General features: G+C 69.1%; 14 protein-coding genes. 8 read left to right on the top strand and 6 right to left on the bottom strand.

Translation table 11 applies throughout. The annotated features are described in order from the left end of the window. Nucleotides 1–18 precede the first annotated feature (18 nt). The 3 genes from N4G70_RS13040 to N4G70_RS13030 form a co-directional block, all read right to left on the bottom strand. Nucleotides 19–621 (bottom strand): hypothetical protein, encoded by a 603-nt coding sequence (locus N4G70_RS13040; protein ID WP_261712752.1) that lies wholly within the window; start codon nt 619–621, stop codon nt 19–21. Nucleotides 622–740: 119 nt separating this feature from the next. Then, nucleotides 741–1,592, bottom strand: coding sequence for a hypothetical protein (locus tag N4G70_RS13035; protein ID WP_261712751.1), 852 nt, complete (start codon nt 1,590–1,592; stop codon nt 741–743). A gap of 87 nt (nt 1,593–1,679) precedes the next feature. Next, on the bottom strand, nt 1,680–2,081 hold the full coding sequence (locus N4G70_RS13030) for a hypothetical protein (RefSeq protein WP_261712750.1): 402 nt from the start codon (nt 2,079–2,081) through the stop codon (nt 1,680–1,682). A 277-nt stretch (nt 2,082–2,358) separates the two neighbouring features. Here N4G70_RS13030 and N4G70_RS13025 point away from each other — a divergent pair, with 277 nt between their 5' ends. Then, a complete protein-coding gene (locus tag N4G70_RS13025; protein ID WP_261712749.1) occupies nt 2,359–5,508 on the top strand; it encodes a BTAD domain-containing putative transcriptional regulator in 3,150 nt (1,049 codons plus the stop codon). Nucleotides 5,509–5,535: 27 nt separating this feature from the next. Here the strand turns inward: N4G70_RS13025 and N4G70_RS13020 are convergent, their stop codons facing one another. Continuing rightward, nucleotides 5,536–6,402 (bottom strand): helix-turn-helix transcriptional regulator, encoded by an 867-nt coding sequence (locus tag N4G70_RS13020; protein WP_261712748.1) that lies wholly within the window; start codon nt 6,400–6,402, stop codon nt 5,536–5,538. Between the two features lie 303 nt (nt 6,403–6,705). Here N4G70_RS13020 and N4G70_RS13015 point away from each other — a divergent pair, with 303 nt between their 5' ends. Both N4G70_RS13015 and N4G70_RS13010 read left to right on the top strand, forming a co-directional pair. Then, nucleotides 6,706–7,122 (top strand): SDR family NAD(P)-dependent oxidoreductase, encoded by a 417-nt coding sequence (locus tag N4G70_RS13015; protein ID WP_261712747.1) that lies wholly within the window; start codon nt 6,706–6,708, stop codon nt 7,120–7,122. A gap of 70 nt (nt 7,123–7,192) precedes the next feature. After that, nucleotides 7,193–7,900, top strand: a complete 708-nt coding sequence (locus N4G70_RS13010; RefSeq protein WP_261712746.1) for an SDR family NAD(P)-dependent oxidoreductase — start codon at nt 7,193–7,195, stop codon at nt 7,898–7,900. Between the two features lie 107 nt (nt 7,901–8,007). Here the strand turns inward: N4G70_RS13010 and N4G70_RS13005 are convergent, their stop codons facing one another. Further along, entirely contained in the window at nt 8,008–8,730 is a 723-nt protein-coding gene (locus tag N4G70_RS13005) for an NADPH-dependent F420 reductase (protein WP_261712745.1), read from the bottom strand. A gap of 394 nt (nt 8,731–9,124) precedes the next feature. On the opposite strand from N4G70_RS13005, the gene N4G70_RS13000 reads away from it, so the two are divergent. From N4G70_RS13000 to N4G70_RS12990, 3 genes are all read left to right on the top strand, one after another. Beyond that, nucleotides 9,125–9,724, top strand: coding sequence for a TetR/AcrR family transcriptional regulator (locus N4G70_RS13000; protein ID WP_261712744.1), 600 nt, complete (start codon nt 9,125–9,127; stop codon nt 9,722–9,724). A 240-nt stretch (nt 9,725–9,964) separates the two neighbouring features. Further along, nucleotides 9,965–10,489: an ATP-binding protein gene (locus tag N4G70_RS12995; RefSeq protein ID WP_261712743.1), complete on the top strand. Its 525-nt coding sequence runs from the start codon at nt 9,965–9,967 to the stop codon at nt 10,487–10,489. Nucleotides 10,490–10,834: 345 nt separating this feature from the next. Continuing rightward, on the top strand, nt 10,835–11,650 hold the full coding sequence (locus tag N4G70_RS12990; protein WP_261712924.1) for a class I SAM-dependent methyltransferase: 816 nt from the start codon (nt 10,835–10,837) through the stop codon (nt 11,648–11,650). A gap of 27 nt (nt 11,651–11,677) precedes the next feature. Here the strand turns inward: N4G70_RS12990 and N4G70_RS12985 are convergent, their stop codons facing one another. Beyond that, complete coding sequence (locus N4G70_RS12985) at nt 11,678–12,592, bottom strand: DUF3626 domain-containing protein (protein WP_261712742.1); 915 nt, start codon at nt 12,590–12,592, stop codon at nt 11,678–11,680. A 242-nt stretch (nt 12,593–12,834) separates the two neighbouring features. On the opposite strand from N4G70_RS12985, the gene N4G70_RS12980 reads away from it, so the two are divergent. Together N4G70_RS12980 and N4G70_RS12975 are read left to right on the top strand one after the other, a co-directional pair. Beyond that, nucleotides 12,835–13,494 carry a glyoxalase gene (locus N4G70_RS12980; RefSeq protein WP_261712741.1) on the top strand — a complete coding sequence of 220 codons (660 nt, stop codon included), beginning with the start codon at nt 12,835–12,837 and terminating at the stop codon, nt 13,492–13,494. Nucleotides 13,495–13,675: 181 nt separating this feature from the next. Beyond that, a complete protein-coding gene (locus tag N4G70_RS12975; protein WP_261712923.1) occupies nt 13,676–14,077 on the top strand; it encodes an iron chaperone in 402 nt (133 codons plus the stop codon). Nucleotides 14,078–14,160: the final 83 nt, after the last annotated feature.

Here is a 14,160-nt window from a genome sequence, read left to right as displayed (position 1 = left end):
GGTCAACTGACGTCTGCGTCACGGCCGTTCGGCGGCCGGAGACGAGTACTGATGACATCGAAGGTGGTCGTCGATCTCTTTACCGGTCATGGAGCTGTCTCGCGTGGTCCAGTACTGCCCGGGTTTCAGGCCGGAGTTGGAGGCCTGGCGTGTGTCGAGGATGCCGCCGACGCCATCGTGCTCACCGGCGTAATCCACGGAGATGTCGATCTGTGGCAAGAGGGTCGAGGGGCGTGGTGCGGAAGAGGCACTGGCATAGCCGACGGCGCTCCACAAGGGGATGACGCCGGCGCTTGCTCCCTGTCGGGGTGCGGAGGGGCCGGTGCCCCACCAGAGCAGCCTTTCGCCGCCCTTGCCGTCGCTGGGCTTCCAGACTTCGACGTGGGAGACGCGTTTGCCCGGGCACAGAGGGACTTTGACCTCGATCCGTGACCCGGTGACGCGCAACCCCAGAGTCAGGGCTTTGTCCGCTGCCGGATGCTCCGGCAGAAGCCCGCAGGCAGAGGTGGAACCGAGAAGGCAGAGGGCGGCGCCGATGAGTGTCAGGCGGCTGGTCCGGCGCCCACGGGTGCCGCGGGGCGGTGCTTTGAACGCCGAGCGATGAATCCCTGTATCGCACACCGCTGTTACCTTTGTTGGCGTGGGAGTCACTGTCAACAGCCAGTCTGTGAAGGGCTCTTCCGGAAAAGTTGACCGCTTCGTTGCTGCTGCTGGTGGTGGTCCGTCAAGGCTCGCCGACCTCAGCCGCTGGGGTTCAAGTGCTCCATGAATGTGGACACATACGCCCGGTCGGCGGTCTGCGAGCAGGGGAAGGTCGCCACGGCTGCGTCGATTTCCGCTCGGTGGAACTTCTGCCATGCGGGGGCTTTCGCAGCCAGCGCCGCCAGTTGGTCCTGGGACGGCGTCGTAGTCCCGGTCCGGAGGGCGGCCATCACGGACGTGTATTGCTTGCGCAGGTCCGTGATGAGCGCGAGACGGGACCGCGCCGGATGGCCGGCCGCCGCCGCCGCACAGGCTCGCCACGTCTCAAGTGCCGCTTCGTAGCGGCCGTCTCGCTGCACCTCACCGTCCACCCGAGCCCACACGGAGTTCGCCTCGGGGATGCCGTACTCCTTCTCGGCCGTACGCTGCGAGTTGTCGACACACCCCGCCAGAGCCGAGTCGTGAGCCTTGAGAGAAGCGGCCGAGAGACTCTTCTCGTATTTCTTGGTTTCCGGAGCTTCGGGCACGAAATGCGGGAAGACCGATATCCCGAACCCGTGCGTGCGTGCGTAGTCGAGGCTCGTGAAGTCCGATGCGTCCTCGACATCGACCACGCTGCGCGGGTCCTTGGGCAGGTACTGGAACCCGTGCGACTTCATGCATGCGGCAGTCAGGGCTTCCGTACGCGCTGCAACCTCAAGGTCGAACCTTCCCGACTCCGAGGCGCCTGAGGCCCCGGCCAGGATCAGCACGAAGCGGCGGGTGTTCGCCGTTGCCGATGCTGTCGGGCCGTCGTCGGACGGAAAGTACGCGAACCCCGCCGCGACCACCGCGGCAACGATCACGGTCACCGTGACCGCAAGGGCCTTGTGTTTGACGAGCTTCGCCACGGGCTCCTCCTTCGAACGGGATGGGCACGGCCCCGGCGCGGTCCCAACGGGGCGCACCGGGGCCGCTGTTCACTGCTCAAACACCCGTCACCAGTTGCTCAGGTCGACGTCCACCTGGTCGAACCCCTGGTTGTAGGTGCCGTTGTTGGTGCAGTCGTAGTGCGAGGAGTTCGTGCCGTTGCGCGCGACGATCGAGGACTCGTACCAGTTGCCGCCGCCATTGCCCCGCAGACAGTGGGCCATGTCCTTGCCGCCGTCCTGCCCGGCGACCCAGACCAGCGATTGCTGATAGCGCTGGTAACGGCCGTCCCAATTGTTTGCCACGAATTGGTAGGTTCCGGTCCTGCCGGAGTCGTTGTACGAGCCCGAATCCATGACACCCGTGGGGTGCGGCTTCGTCTGCGCCTCGGCCGAACTCGTGACGAGGCCGATCGTGGCGCAGCACCCCGCGAGTGCCAGTGCGCCGAAGGTCTTCCAGTTACGAAGCATGGCTGATCAGTGCTCCTTCTGTCGTTTCGCCGATCGGAAGTCGTGCGGCAATGCGTATGGAGCCGTGCAACGGTGCGCGCGGACCGTGCGGCGGTGCGTGGGGGAGCACACGCCGGAGGTCACCCGACGAAGCCACTCCTCGCGGAGTCCTGAGGCCCGCCTTGGCCGAGCCGTGCAGCGGAGACGCTATGGACACACATCCGTCGACCGTCCTAGATTCGTCCTAGTGCCAGGTCAGCCGGGGGATGGGCGCCAATTGTCACGTGCCGGGGGGAACATGGAATTCGGCTTACTGGGGCCGTTACATGCCCAGATCGCCGAACGTGCGGTCCAGCTGAACGGTCCGCGGCAAGCCAAAATGCTGGCCGCGCTTCTGATCGACGCCAACAGCACGGTCTCCATGGAACGGCTCGTCGCCGTGATGTGGGATACGGACCCGCCCGCCACCGCCATCCGCCAAGTCCAGGACGCCGTTTCCGGGTTGCGTCGCAACCTCGCCGACTGCGGAGCTCCGCGCTCCTTGATCAGTACGCACCGCGGCGGCTATGCGATCCACGTGGCGCGAGACCAGCTCGACCTGCTGGAGTTCGATCACGAGCGGCGCCTCGCCGAACGGCATGCGGCCCCGGCCGCGAGTGCGGTCGCGCTGCGGCGGGCCCTGGCGTGCTGGCGGGGGAGCGCCCTGGCGGACATCTCCAGCCGGACCCTGGAGATCGACGCGGCGCGCTTGAACGAGAGACGTGCGGCCACGCACAAACAGTGCCTGGCCATCGAACTCGACCTGGGGCGTCACCGGGAGGTCATCGACGAACTGGCCTACCTGGTCCGGGAGTACCCCTACGACGAGGATGTCGCCCAGCATCTGATGGTCGCTCTCTACCGGTGTCGGCGACAGGGTGAGGCGCTTCAGACGTACGAACGGCTGCGCCGCACACTCGCCGACGAGCTCGGCGTCGACCCCGCTCCCTCCCTCCGAGCGCTGCATCAGCGCATCCTGACCGCGGATCCCGCTCTGACGGCTCCGGATCCGGTGGCAATCCCCTTTTTGGCTCCTGAGCGGACTCCGGACTCGGCACCGGGGCGCAATCTGGGGCGCGCTCCGGACTCGGCTCCCGGTCCGGCTACGGGCCCGACCTCGGAGACCCCACACCGGGTTGCGGAACCGACCCCGGACACCCCACACCGGGTTGCGGAACCGACCCCAGACCGGGCAACGGCCCCGTCCCCAGGCCGGGCTGCGGAACCGGAACACCGCCCCTCGGACCCATCGGCGCAGAACCATGATGTGGTGGCCGCCGGTCCGGTCATGGTGATGCCGGTACGTCAACTGCCTCTAGATGTGCCGGACTTCGTGGGACGGGCCGACGCGCTGGCCGAGATCGCGGGGCTGCTCGACGGCTCGACGGCGAAGCGAGCACCCGTGGCCGTCATCGTGGGCGGACCCGGCGTCGGCAAATCCTGCTTGGTGACGCACGCCGCTCGGCTGGCGAGCGATTGTTTCCCGGACGGGCAGCTCTACCTCAACCTCGCGGCGACATCGGACGAACCGCGGGACCCCGGTCTGATGTTGGCGGAGGCACTGCGCGCCCTCTCGATCGCCGGCAGCGCGATCCCGAACAGCCTCTTCGAGCGGGCCGCGCTCTACAGGTCTCTCCTGGTGGACCGCCGCATGCTGGTGGTACTGGACGATGCCGGTCACGCGGATCAGGTGCTGCCGCTGCTGCCCGGAGCCGACGGTTGTGCCGTGTTGATCACAAGCCGCACCCTGCTGACACAACTCCCCGGCGCTCGGCACATCGATCTGGATGTGCTCAGCCCGCCGGAAGCGCGCGAGTTGTTCACGGGAATCGTGGGGCGCGACCGGGTCGAGCGGGAATCGGACGAAGCCGACGCCATCCTCGACTGCTGCGGCAACCTGCCGCTGGCGATCCGCATCGCCAGCGGCAAACTCACCGGCCGCCCCGCCTGGTCGCTGCGGGTGCTGCGGGAACGGATCGAGGATGAGTCGCGGCGCCTGGCCGAGCTGAGGATCGGGGACCTCAGCGTGCGCGCCAGCGTCGAGCTGAGCCTGCGACTGCTGCCGGCCGACGCGGTGCGCGCGCTGAGCCTGCTCGGCCTGCTCGGCGCCTACACCCTGCCCGGTTGGGTGGTCGGCCCGCTCCTGGACCGCCCGGACGGGGAGGAGGTGCTGGACATCCTCGTCGACGCCAGCCTGGTGCGGCTGGTCGCCACCGACGCTCTCGGCGAGCCTCGGTACCGGCTGCACGACCTGATCAGGACCTGTGCCGTGGAAATCGCCGCCCCGCTCGCGACGGCGGACAAGCGGGATGCGATCGTCCGGGTCCTGGCCGTCTGGCTCGATCTGGTCAGGCGCGGCACGGACCGGCTGCCGGGCGGCCTGCTCGCCGCCCCGCGCGGCTCGGCACCCCGCCGGTCGCTGCCCGACGCCATCGTGGAGCGGCTCATGGCCGACGCGTTCGGCTGGTTCGACGCGGAGCGCGACAACCTGCTCGGCGCGGTGAAACTGGCCGTGGACTGGGGCCTGGACGAGTTGGCCTGGGAGCTGGCCGCCGGTACGGCGACCTATTACGACCACCGCTGCCTGTATCAGGACTGGCAGCACGGACACCGGCTCGCGTTGGACGCGGCCGAGGCCGCCGGCAATGCGCCGGGAGCAGCCGTGCTGCTGCGCGGCCTCGGGCAACTGCACATCTACCAGGACGAGTACGACCGCGCCACGCGTGCCCTCGAATCCTCCATCGAGCTGTGCCGGGACACCGGGGACAAACGGGGCGAGGCGTTGTCGTTGGCGACGCTCAGTACGGTCAGCCGGGTACAGGGCCGTGACGACGAAGCACTGGATCGCGTCGAGGAGGCGCTGGCCATCGCGGTCGGTGAGGGCGACCGGTCCATCGAGGCCCAACTGTCGTGCTCCATGGGCGTGATGCGGCTCATGCAGGGCGAGCTCGACGAGGCGGAGTCCTGGTTCACCGGAGCCCTGCGCCTGGCCGGGGAGTTGGAGGACGAGCACCGTGTGGCCGTCGTGCTGCGACGGTTCAGCCGACTGCACGATCGCCGCAGCGACCCGGACGAGGCACTGAGTTGCCTGGGTCAGGCGCTGGCCACGTTCGAGAACCTCGCCGACGAACGGTGCACCGGATACACGCTGTTGGAAGTCGGCCGCGTATACGCCGGCCAGGACGACCGGGAACGCGCGGCTCCCGTGCTGGAGCGGGCGGCGGCCCTGTTTCACCGACACGGCGACCGCCAGGACGAGGCCACATGCTGGCAACTGATCGGGGATCTGGATGCCGCCGCCGGAATCCATCACCTGGCTCGCCAACACCACGAGCGGGCGGGGCGACTGTGGCAGGCGATCGGTGAGATGAACGATACGACTGCCCCAGCGCGACCGTCGTCGCCGTGAAGGCGCGCGACTCGTGGTCCATGGGCGTCATGGCCGGCCCCCGTCTCCCTGCTCTCCCTCCCCGCGGGCCTCGGCCGCGAGGCGCCGCAGTGCCGTGTCGTCCGTGCTGCCGGGCACGGGGAAGTACACGTACAGCACATGCCCTTCGGTGCCGGCGAGCGCGAACGTCTCGAAGTCGAGGGAGAGGGTGCCGACGTCGTCGACCGCGAGCCGTTTCCGGCCGGACATTCGGGCGTACACGTCGTGCGCGTCCCACAGGGCGCGGAACGTCTCGCTGCGCTCCCGCAAACTCGCCACGAATCCGTCGAGTTCCGCGGGCCGGGCCGCCGCGGTGGTGCGCAGACCGGCGACGGCCTGAAGAGCGATGTCCTCCCAGTCGATGTACGTGGTGCGGGCGCGCGGGTCGAGGAAGGTGAACTCGACCAGGTTGCTCCCCGGACTCCACGCTGGGTTGACCCGGGCCGCGAGGTTGGTGCCGGCCAGTACGTCGCGACGGGGGCCGACGACGAAGGCGGGCAGGTCGGCCCACCGCTCCAGCAACACCAGTACTCCGGGCCGCACGGTGTCGACCGCGGCCGGCCCGCTGTCACCCGCCGGGGCGAGTGACGGCGCCACCAGCGACCAGAGGTAGCTCCGCTCGGTGTCGTCCAGACGCAGCACGGTGGCCAGCGCCTCGAGGATCTCCCGGGAGGGGTGACGGTCGCGGCCCTGCTCGATGCGGGTGTAGTAGGAGGGACTCATGCCCGCGAGCAGCGCCAACTCCTCCCGGCGCAATCCCTTGACGCGGCGCCGCGTGTGGGTGACCACCCCGGCGGAGGAGGCGTCGATCCGCTCCCTGCGGCTGCGCAGGAAGGAGCCGAGGCGGTTGTCGTCCTGGTTGTCGTCACTGGGCATCCACCCGGACCTTACCGGCACCGGCTTCCGCACCGCGCGGTCCCGCTCGTGGATGACACCGCGCGGGCCCCGGGCCCTTCCGCCGGGGCCAACACCGCTGAGCCGGCAACCCCGCTCGGCTGACTTCGCCGAGCGCGGGGCACTCCTGTTCGCGGTCGGCCCATCGACCCCGTGGCCGCTCACGGCGGACTGCGCCGAGCTCGGGGCATTCCCGCTCGCGGCCGCTCCCGCCGAACCTGACCCTGCGAGAGCCACCCTCAAGGGGGCGTGGCACCCGCGCCGTAGCGCTGTTGCAATCACGGCATGACGAACGAAGCCGTCGCAGTACTCAACGAAGCCGGCTGTGCCACCGAGGACACGGACACGCCCGTGTGGCTGATCACCGGATGTTCCAGCGGCCTGGGACGCGCGCTGGCCGAGCACGCCCTCGGGCGCGGCGACCGGGTCGCCGTCACGGCCCGCGACGCGGCGAGCGTGACCGGCATCGCTACCACCACCTACGGTGACCGCGCACTCGCCCTGCGCCTGGACGTCACCGACGCCGAGTCGGTGGTCGCGGCCACCAACCCGGCGACCCACTCCGCGCCGCGGCCGCGATCGCCGCCACCGTGGACAGCGAGAACCCGCCGCTGCGGCTCCTGCTCGGCTCGGACGCGCTCGCCGGCGCCCGCGCTCGCCTGGACCGGTTGCGACACGAGATCGATGCCAGCGAATCGATGACCATCAGCACGGATGCCGTCAGCAGGGATGCCATGAACAGGGATGCCAACAGCACGGATGGGGAGCAGGAATGAAGGACGACAGCGGCATAGCGAACGCGAACATCCCCGCATCGAAAGGGGCGTTGGTGGTGATCGGGGCAGGCGCCGGGCTGGGTGCCGCGGCGGCGTGCCGATTCGGTCGGGAAGGGCATCCGGTCGGCCTGATCGCACGTGACGCCGAACGCCTGGAGCAGTTGGCGGCCCGCCTGACCACGGAACTCCCGCCAACGATCACGGCCCCGGCCACCGCGACCGCGGACGTGACCGACGCAGATGCGCTGTCCGCCGCCCTCGGCGCGCTGCGCGAGCGACTCGGGCCTCCGGAGGTGGTGCTGTTCAGCCCCCGACCGAGCCTGGAGTGGATCAAACCAGTACTGGACACGGGACCGCAGGACGTCGCGAACGCGTTGGCTCTCAGCGTCGTCGCCGCCACGGCGGCGGTCCGGACGGTGACCGCCGACATGTGTCGTCGCGGCCGCGGCACGCTGTTGTTCACCACCGGCGGCGCCGCTGTCGAACCGCACCGCGACCGCGCGGTGTCCGGTATCGCCTACGCGGCCGAGTCGGCGTACGTCCGCATGCTTCATGACGCGCTCGGCGACGCCGGGGTGTATGCCGCTCAGCTCACAGTGGTGGGACCGATCGGCCCCGGCGCTCGCCACGAACCGGATGCGGTGGCCGACGAACTGTGGCAGCTGCACACCCGACGCGACCAGCCGTTGCTCGTACTGCGCTGACGAGAGAACGCCCATGCCCGGAGCGCCGGTACACGCGGCTTGCATCGATCTCCCCTCACCGAATCGCTCTTGACAGACCTCCACTCACTCAACGAGGGGAGGAAGCATCAGCGGGTGACCTTGATGCCGAACTGGGTGCCAAATCCAAGGGCGAAGCCGATGGCGCTGTGCATGTGGGCGTACATCTCCATGCCCCGGGAGGCGATGAGGTCACCGAGGTCCAGGACGTCGGTCCACCCGTATGCCGTGAGAAGGTCGGTGGTGGCCCGCTTGGCATCGGCGTGGTCCGACGCGACGAACATGGTGTGGTCACCGCCGCCGACGGACTTGGGGTCGACGACGGTTTCCTGCTCCTGAGTGACGAAGGACTTGACCACCTTCACCCGCGGGAGAGCGCGCTGGATCTGCTCGCCGAGACTGTCGGTGTCGCACGGGTCCATCTTCGGCATGGTGCCCCAGGGGGTGGGCCAGGGGTGTTCCATCTCGGCGCCGTAGAGGTAGGGGACGGCGTAGTCGATGAGCGTCTTGCCGGTGAGCTGGTCACTGATGGCGGTGAGGGCGGCGACGGCGTTGTGGCCGTCGATGCCGCTGATGACGATCCCGTCGGAGGCGGCCGCGGCCTCGGCGAAGGAGAGCAGGGTGATGCCGGGGTGGTCGGCGAGCCACTGCTTGTAGGGGATGTTGCCCATCATGTCGGGCTCAGTACGGGCCAGGGTGACCCCGGGGTCCCGAGTTCCGACGTACACCTCGTGGCCGAGCTCTGCCAGCTTGGCGGCGTGCGCACGGCCACCGCCGCCGGTACCCAGGACTGCGATCTTCGTGGTCTTCATTGCGGACTCCTTCGGTGAGGGGAGCGGGGAGCGACGGCCGGGGTGGTCAGTGGTGCGCCTTGAGGCAGTCGACGGTGTCCGGGGCGTATTCACGGGTCCTTGTGCCGGTGATTGATCGCCTCGGGCGGGCGGCCCGACACCCACCCATCAATTAGTACATATGTATCGCACCTCTGTCCATAGATCCCCTTATGTCGGATATGAGGCTATGCATCCCGTACCCGCTGCGACGGCTGGACGGGCGCATGTCGCCGACACGGCAGCGGGGATTCTGCTGGACCGGGGCACAGGTGCTGCCGCGTCGCCGCGCCTGCTGCTTCCGGGGAAAATTGATACGATTGTTCAGCAAGCAACCTCTCCCTTCGCGAGCAGGGATCTTGGGAAGGGTGCGGACATGCCGAATCAGGGAGGCGCCGACCGGCGCCGATACGATCCACAGGCGCGGATCGAGGAAGTCACGGCCGCTGCGGAGCGGGTGATCACCGCTCGCGGTATCGAGGGATTGACCCACCGGGCCGTGGCCGCGGAGGCCGGTGTGCCGCTGGGTGCGACGACGTATCACTTCGCGAGCAAGGACGACCTGATCCAGGCCGCGCTCCAACGTTCCGTCGACCGTTTCGCCGCCTACCTCGACGAGTGGGTGGCCCAGCGCCCGCAGCTCACGCCTGACCAGCTCTCCGTACTCCTTGCCGACGCTCTGCTGAGCAGTGTCGCGACAGACCGCGGGCAGCAGGTCATGGAGTTCGAGTTGTACGTGGCCGCGATGCGTCGCCCAGCGCTCCGGCCCATCGCCGACCGGTACATGGAACTGACCGTGAACGCCCTTTCCCGGTACGTCGATCCGCTCACGGCCCGCGCCGCCTCCATGGCCGCCAACGGGCTGAGCCTGAGCACCCTCGCCGGTAGCGAGCCCCCGAGCCGCACAGAGATGGAGGACATCCTGCGTCTCATCCTCACAGCCACCCCCAACGTTGGTGGGTCACAGGCCCGTTGAGCCCTGCTCATGCAACTGACCGTGGGTTACCGGGAGTTGTGCCCGAGGCTGCCCAAGTCCCTGTAGGTACCTTTGGTTTGGCGTGCACCAGCCACCCGACCACTCCCGGCCCACGCTCCCAGGAGACCGTGCCGGGTGCTGGAATGGCCGCACAGCAAAGATCTTCCCCCGGAGCTCGGCCCGTGGTCGGGCCGATAAAAACGGTGGTGGGCTTATTGGCTTGCCTGCCACGATCTGGGCGTGACCACGTTGTTTCTGATGGTCGGCCTGCCAGGGGCCGGAAAGACCACGCGTGCTCGGCAGCTCGCCGCGGAGCACGGCGCGCTGCGCCTTACGCCCGACGACTGGATGATTCCCCTCTTCGGCGACGCGGAGGCGGATGGGAAGCGCGACGTGCTGGAGGGGCGGATGCTCTGGCTCGCCTTGGAGGCGGTCAGACTCGGCACCAACGTCGTTGTGGACTACGGCTGTTGGTCGCGGGAAGAACGGTCTGCGATCCGCTGGTTGACGGAGGCCGAGGGGGCGTATGTCCGCATGGTCTACCTTCCGGTGGACGATGCGACCCAACGCGCTCGTATCGCCCATCGCTGGGCGACCGCCCCCGAGGAGACGTTGCCGATGTCCGAAGCCGACATCCTGAGCGGGCGGGCCCACTTCGAGGAGCCCGATGCGGCAGAGCTGGAGGGCCGCATGGTCGCAGGCCCGCCGCCCGGCTGGGTGGATTGGCGGGAGTGGGCCGCCGACCGGTGGCCGTCGTTCGCGTGACTGCTGTGGCCGGCGACAACTCAGCGGTACGGGGCGCGCCCGCACCGGCCCGTAGTGATCCAGCGTGGGACCGGCCCTGGTCCGAGGCATCGAGCGCCCGGGCACCTTCGAGGCCTGCGACCGCCCTGTGCGCGGGGTGGCCATCGGAGGGAGGGACACCCGTCGACCGGCTGGCTGACTGACTGGCTGGCCGCCGGATTACCGGTCGCCCGGGCCGTTGATCCGCTGGCCCGCTGCCCCGCGGGCCGCGCCTCGGACCAGACCCACGCCGCTGGCTCGCCCGCTGAGTCCGTCACTTAGGCTGGCGAAGTGACTCATGAGCAGCAGCAGGCGCAGCCGTCGGGCGTGTGGGCCACCGCGGTGGGGGTGGCCAGGGTGCGGGCGCTGGAGACCGAGCGCAAGGACGCACTGTTCAGGGACCCACTGGCTCAGGCATTCGCCGCCGCGGGCGGCCTGTGGCCATCCTCGCCGCACGTGTCCGATGACGAAGGCGCGCGCCGGCGCCGGCTGGCCGTCTCGTTCTCCATCGTCATCAGGACGCGGTTCCTCGACGATCTGTTGCGGCAGGCCTGCGCGTCCGGAGTTCGGCAGGTCGTGCTGCTGGGTGCCGGCATGGACAGCCGAGCCTTCCGGATGGACTGGCCCGAGGGCACCCGGCTGTTCGAGGTCGACACCGCCGCCCCCCTGGACTTCAAGGCCGCGGTGCTGCGCCAAGAGGGGGCCGTCGCGCGGTGCGAACGGATCCCGGTCGCGGTGGATCTGCGTGAGGACTGGCCGGCCGCGCTGGCCGCCGCGGGTCACGACCCCGCGCTGCCAACCGTGTGGATCGCCGAAGGACTCCTGATCTACCTGCCCGAGGATGCGGTGGAGCTGTTGCTGACCCGTACGAGTGCGCAGTCGGCACCAGGCAGTTGGATGGGCCTGACGCTGGGCTCGCGCGGCGTGATCGAGCGCTTCGGCGCGGATGCCGTGCCGGGGACGGCGGCATCCATGTGGATCTCGGAAATGCCCGACGATCCGGTGGGCTGGCTGGCCGGCCACGGCTGGCAGGCCGACAGCTACACCCTGCGCGAACGCTCTGCCGCGTACGGGCGCCCGATCAGCACCCCGCCGCAGCACGAGGAGCGTCCAGGCGGCCTGATCTCGGCGGTCCGCCGGTAGATGAGCAGTCCCGCCCGCACCAGCCCCTCAGCGAAGGCCATCGAGTACGGCCTCCTCCTTCGGGGCCGGGGCCGGGGCCGGGCCCACCGGGCTGTCTGTGGCGCTCCAGAGAGAGCCGAATCGCGCCAGGTAGTGCCACACCTTCTTGACGGCCTGGGGGTCGTAGAGGCCGGCGCGCGCAGCGTCTCCGACGATCTTTGGATCGAGCGTGCCGTCGACCGCGATCCGCGAGCCCAGGTCGACATACTCTTCGCCGCGGTAGCCGGGGTGGCGACGGAGTTCGTCAACCCCGAGTCGGAAGCCCGGGTGCCACTCCACCGGGCAGCCAAGACGCAGTGCCGCGTCCTCGACCGTCGTGCCTCGGTAGCAGGGGTCCAGGACCAGCGCCTCCGCCACCGATTGCAAGCGGACCGGCCCGTGCACCTGTGCCTCGATGTAGTCGTCCAGCTCGTCCTGCTCATCGGCAAGGGCAAGATCGAGAAGCCCCATGCGGGCTGCGACACCGAAATGCGACGGCTCCAGGAAGCTGTCCGGGTAACAAAACGTGCTCCGCGACAGGGTCTCGGCCGTCAGCCGGAAGTGGGCCGAGCCGAACCGCGGCGCCCCACCGACCGGCTTGCGACGGAAGTTCAATGCTCCGTATACGGGCCGCTCAAGAGCGGTCGCTTCGTCGTACGCCCCGCCGAAGATCCGGCTCTCCCAGCGCCACCGGTCGCCGCCGGGATGCGCTGTCAGGCCACCATTGCTGGTCCCGGTGATGAACTGCGAGTGGTAGACGCCGCTCTCGGCCATGGCCTCCAGGATCGGCGTGCCACGGAGCAGACGGTCCGGGTGGAAGTTGAGGGTCACCCGCAGAGTCGGGTCCATCGGAGGGCCCGACGCCAGCGCCGCTACATGCCGAAGGGCTCGCTCCTGTGCTGTGGGGGAGGTTGTGAAGCTCATCAGCACAGTGTTCACCACCCTGATCAAGGGGTGCACGCGGATTGTCCAGCGACAGCCCGTCCCCACATGACGGAGCATTGATGGGCAGGGCGAGGGCGCGTATTTCGTGCAGGAGACGGCACAGGACGGGGACGGTCAGTGGTCGTGGTGGAGGGGGATGCCATGTGCACGGATGGGCAGGTGGTGGAACCGGGCAGGAATCGAGAAGCCCCGATCGCTGCTCAGCCCCTAGCGTGAGGGACATGGCAACCACCGCTTCCACCGCAGCCCACACCACCCTCGCGTCCGTCACTCTCGAGGTGGCCGACCCCGATGCCGCCCGACGCTTCTACCGAGCTTTCGGAGTGGACGCGTACGTACACGTGCGGGCGTCCGAGGCTCCCTCGACCGGGTTTCGCGGCTTCACCCTGGCGCTCACGGTGTCCGGGCCCTCCACCGTCGACGGGTTCGTCGCCGCTGCCGTGGCCGCCGGGGCGACGGTGCTGAAGCCGGCCGCGAAGTCGCTGTGGGGTTACGGCGGCGTCGTCCAGGCGCCGGACGGGACGATCTGGAAGATCGCTACCTCGGCGAAGAAGGACACCGGGCCCGCCATCCGCGAAATCGACGAGGTCGTCCTGCTGCTCGGTGTCGAGGACGTGAAGGCCACCAAGCAGTTCTACGTGAGCCGAGGCATGACCGTGGCCAAGAGCTTCGGTGGCAAGTATGCGGAGTTCGCCCCGGGCCGGTCCGCCTGCGTCAAGCTGGCGCTGTACAAGCGCCGCGCTCTGGCCAAGGACCTCGGAGTCCCGGCCGAGGGCACCGGCTCCCATTGCATCGTCCTCGGCAGTCCCGCCGACGCTTTCACCGACCCGGACGGCTTCACCTGGCAGCACGCAGCGATGCCCGCCCCCACAGCGTCCTGACTTCTCATCCCGTATTTCTCCCCAACTCCCCGTACTTCTACTGCACTTCAGCGCCGCCCTGACGCATCTTGAACGAGAGGAAACCGCTTTGCCGTCCGCGACGTCGTCCCCCAAGAACGCCGAGAACGCCGAGAAGTCCGCGGAGAAGTACGAGGGATTCAGCGCCGAGGAGCGGGCCGCGATGAAGGAGCACGCCCGCGAGCAGAAGAAGACGGCGGCGCGACGTGGTGCATCCCGGGCGGAGAAGGCAGCGGCGGCGGAGCAGGACGTGCTCGCGAAGATCGCCGAGATGCCGGAAGCCGACCGGATCCTCGCCGAGCGGATCCACGACATCGTCAAGACCGCCGCTCCCGACCTCGAGCCCAAGCTCTGGTATGGGATGCCCGCGTATGCCAGGGACGGCAAGGTCGTCTGCCACTTCCAGAGCGCGGAGAAGTTCAAGTCGCGGTACGCCACGCTCGGCTTCAGCGATCTGGCCGCCCTCGACGAGGGCGCGATGTGGGCGACCTCGTACGCCCTGAAGGAGCTGACCGCGGCCGACGAACAGTTCATCAGCGCCCTGGTGAAGAAGGCCGTGAACTGAGCCCAACGGGGCGGGGGCGGTGGCAGGGTCAGGTCCGGTGAGACCCGGGGGCGTCGGCCGACCGGCCGCCTGGGCGCCTGGCT

This window comes from Streptomyces sp. ASQP_92, from assembly GCF_025399895.1.
GTDB lineage: Bacteria > Actinomycetota > Actinomycetes > Streptomycetales > Streptomycetaceae > Streptomyces.
Note: the sequence above shows the minus strand (reverse complement) of the source record. Positions and strands in the feature narration are given on the sequence as shown.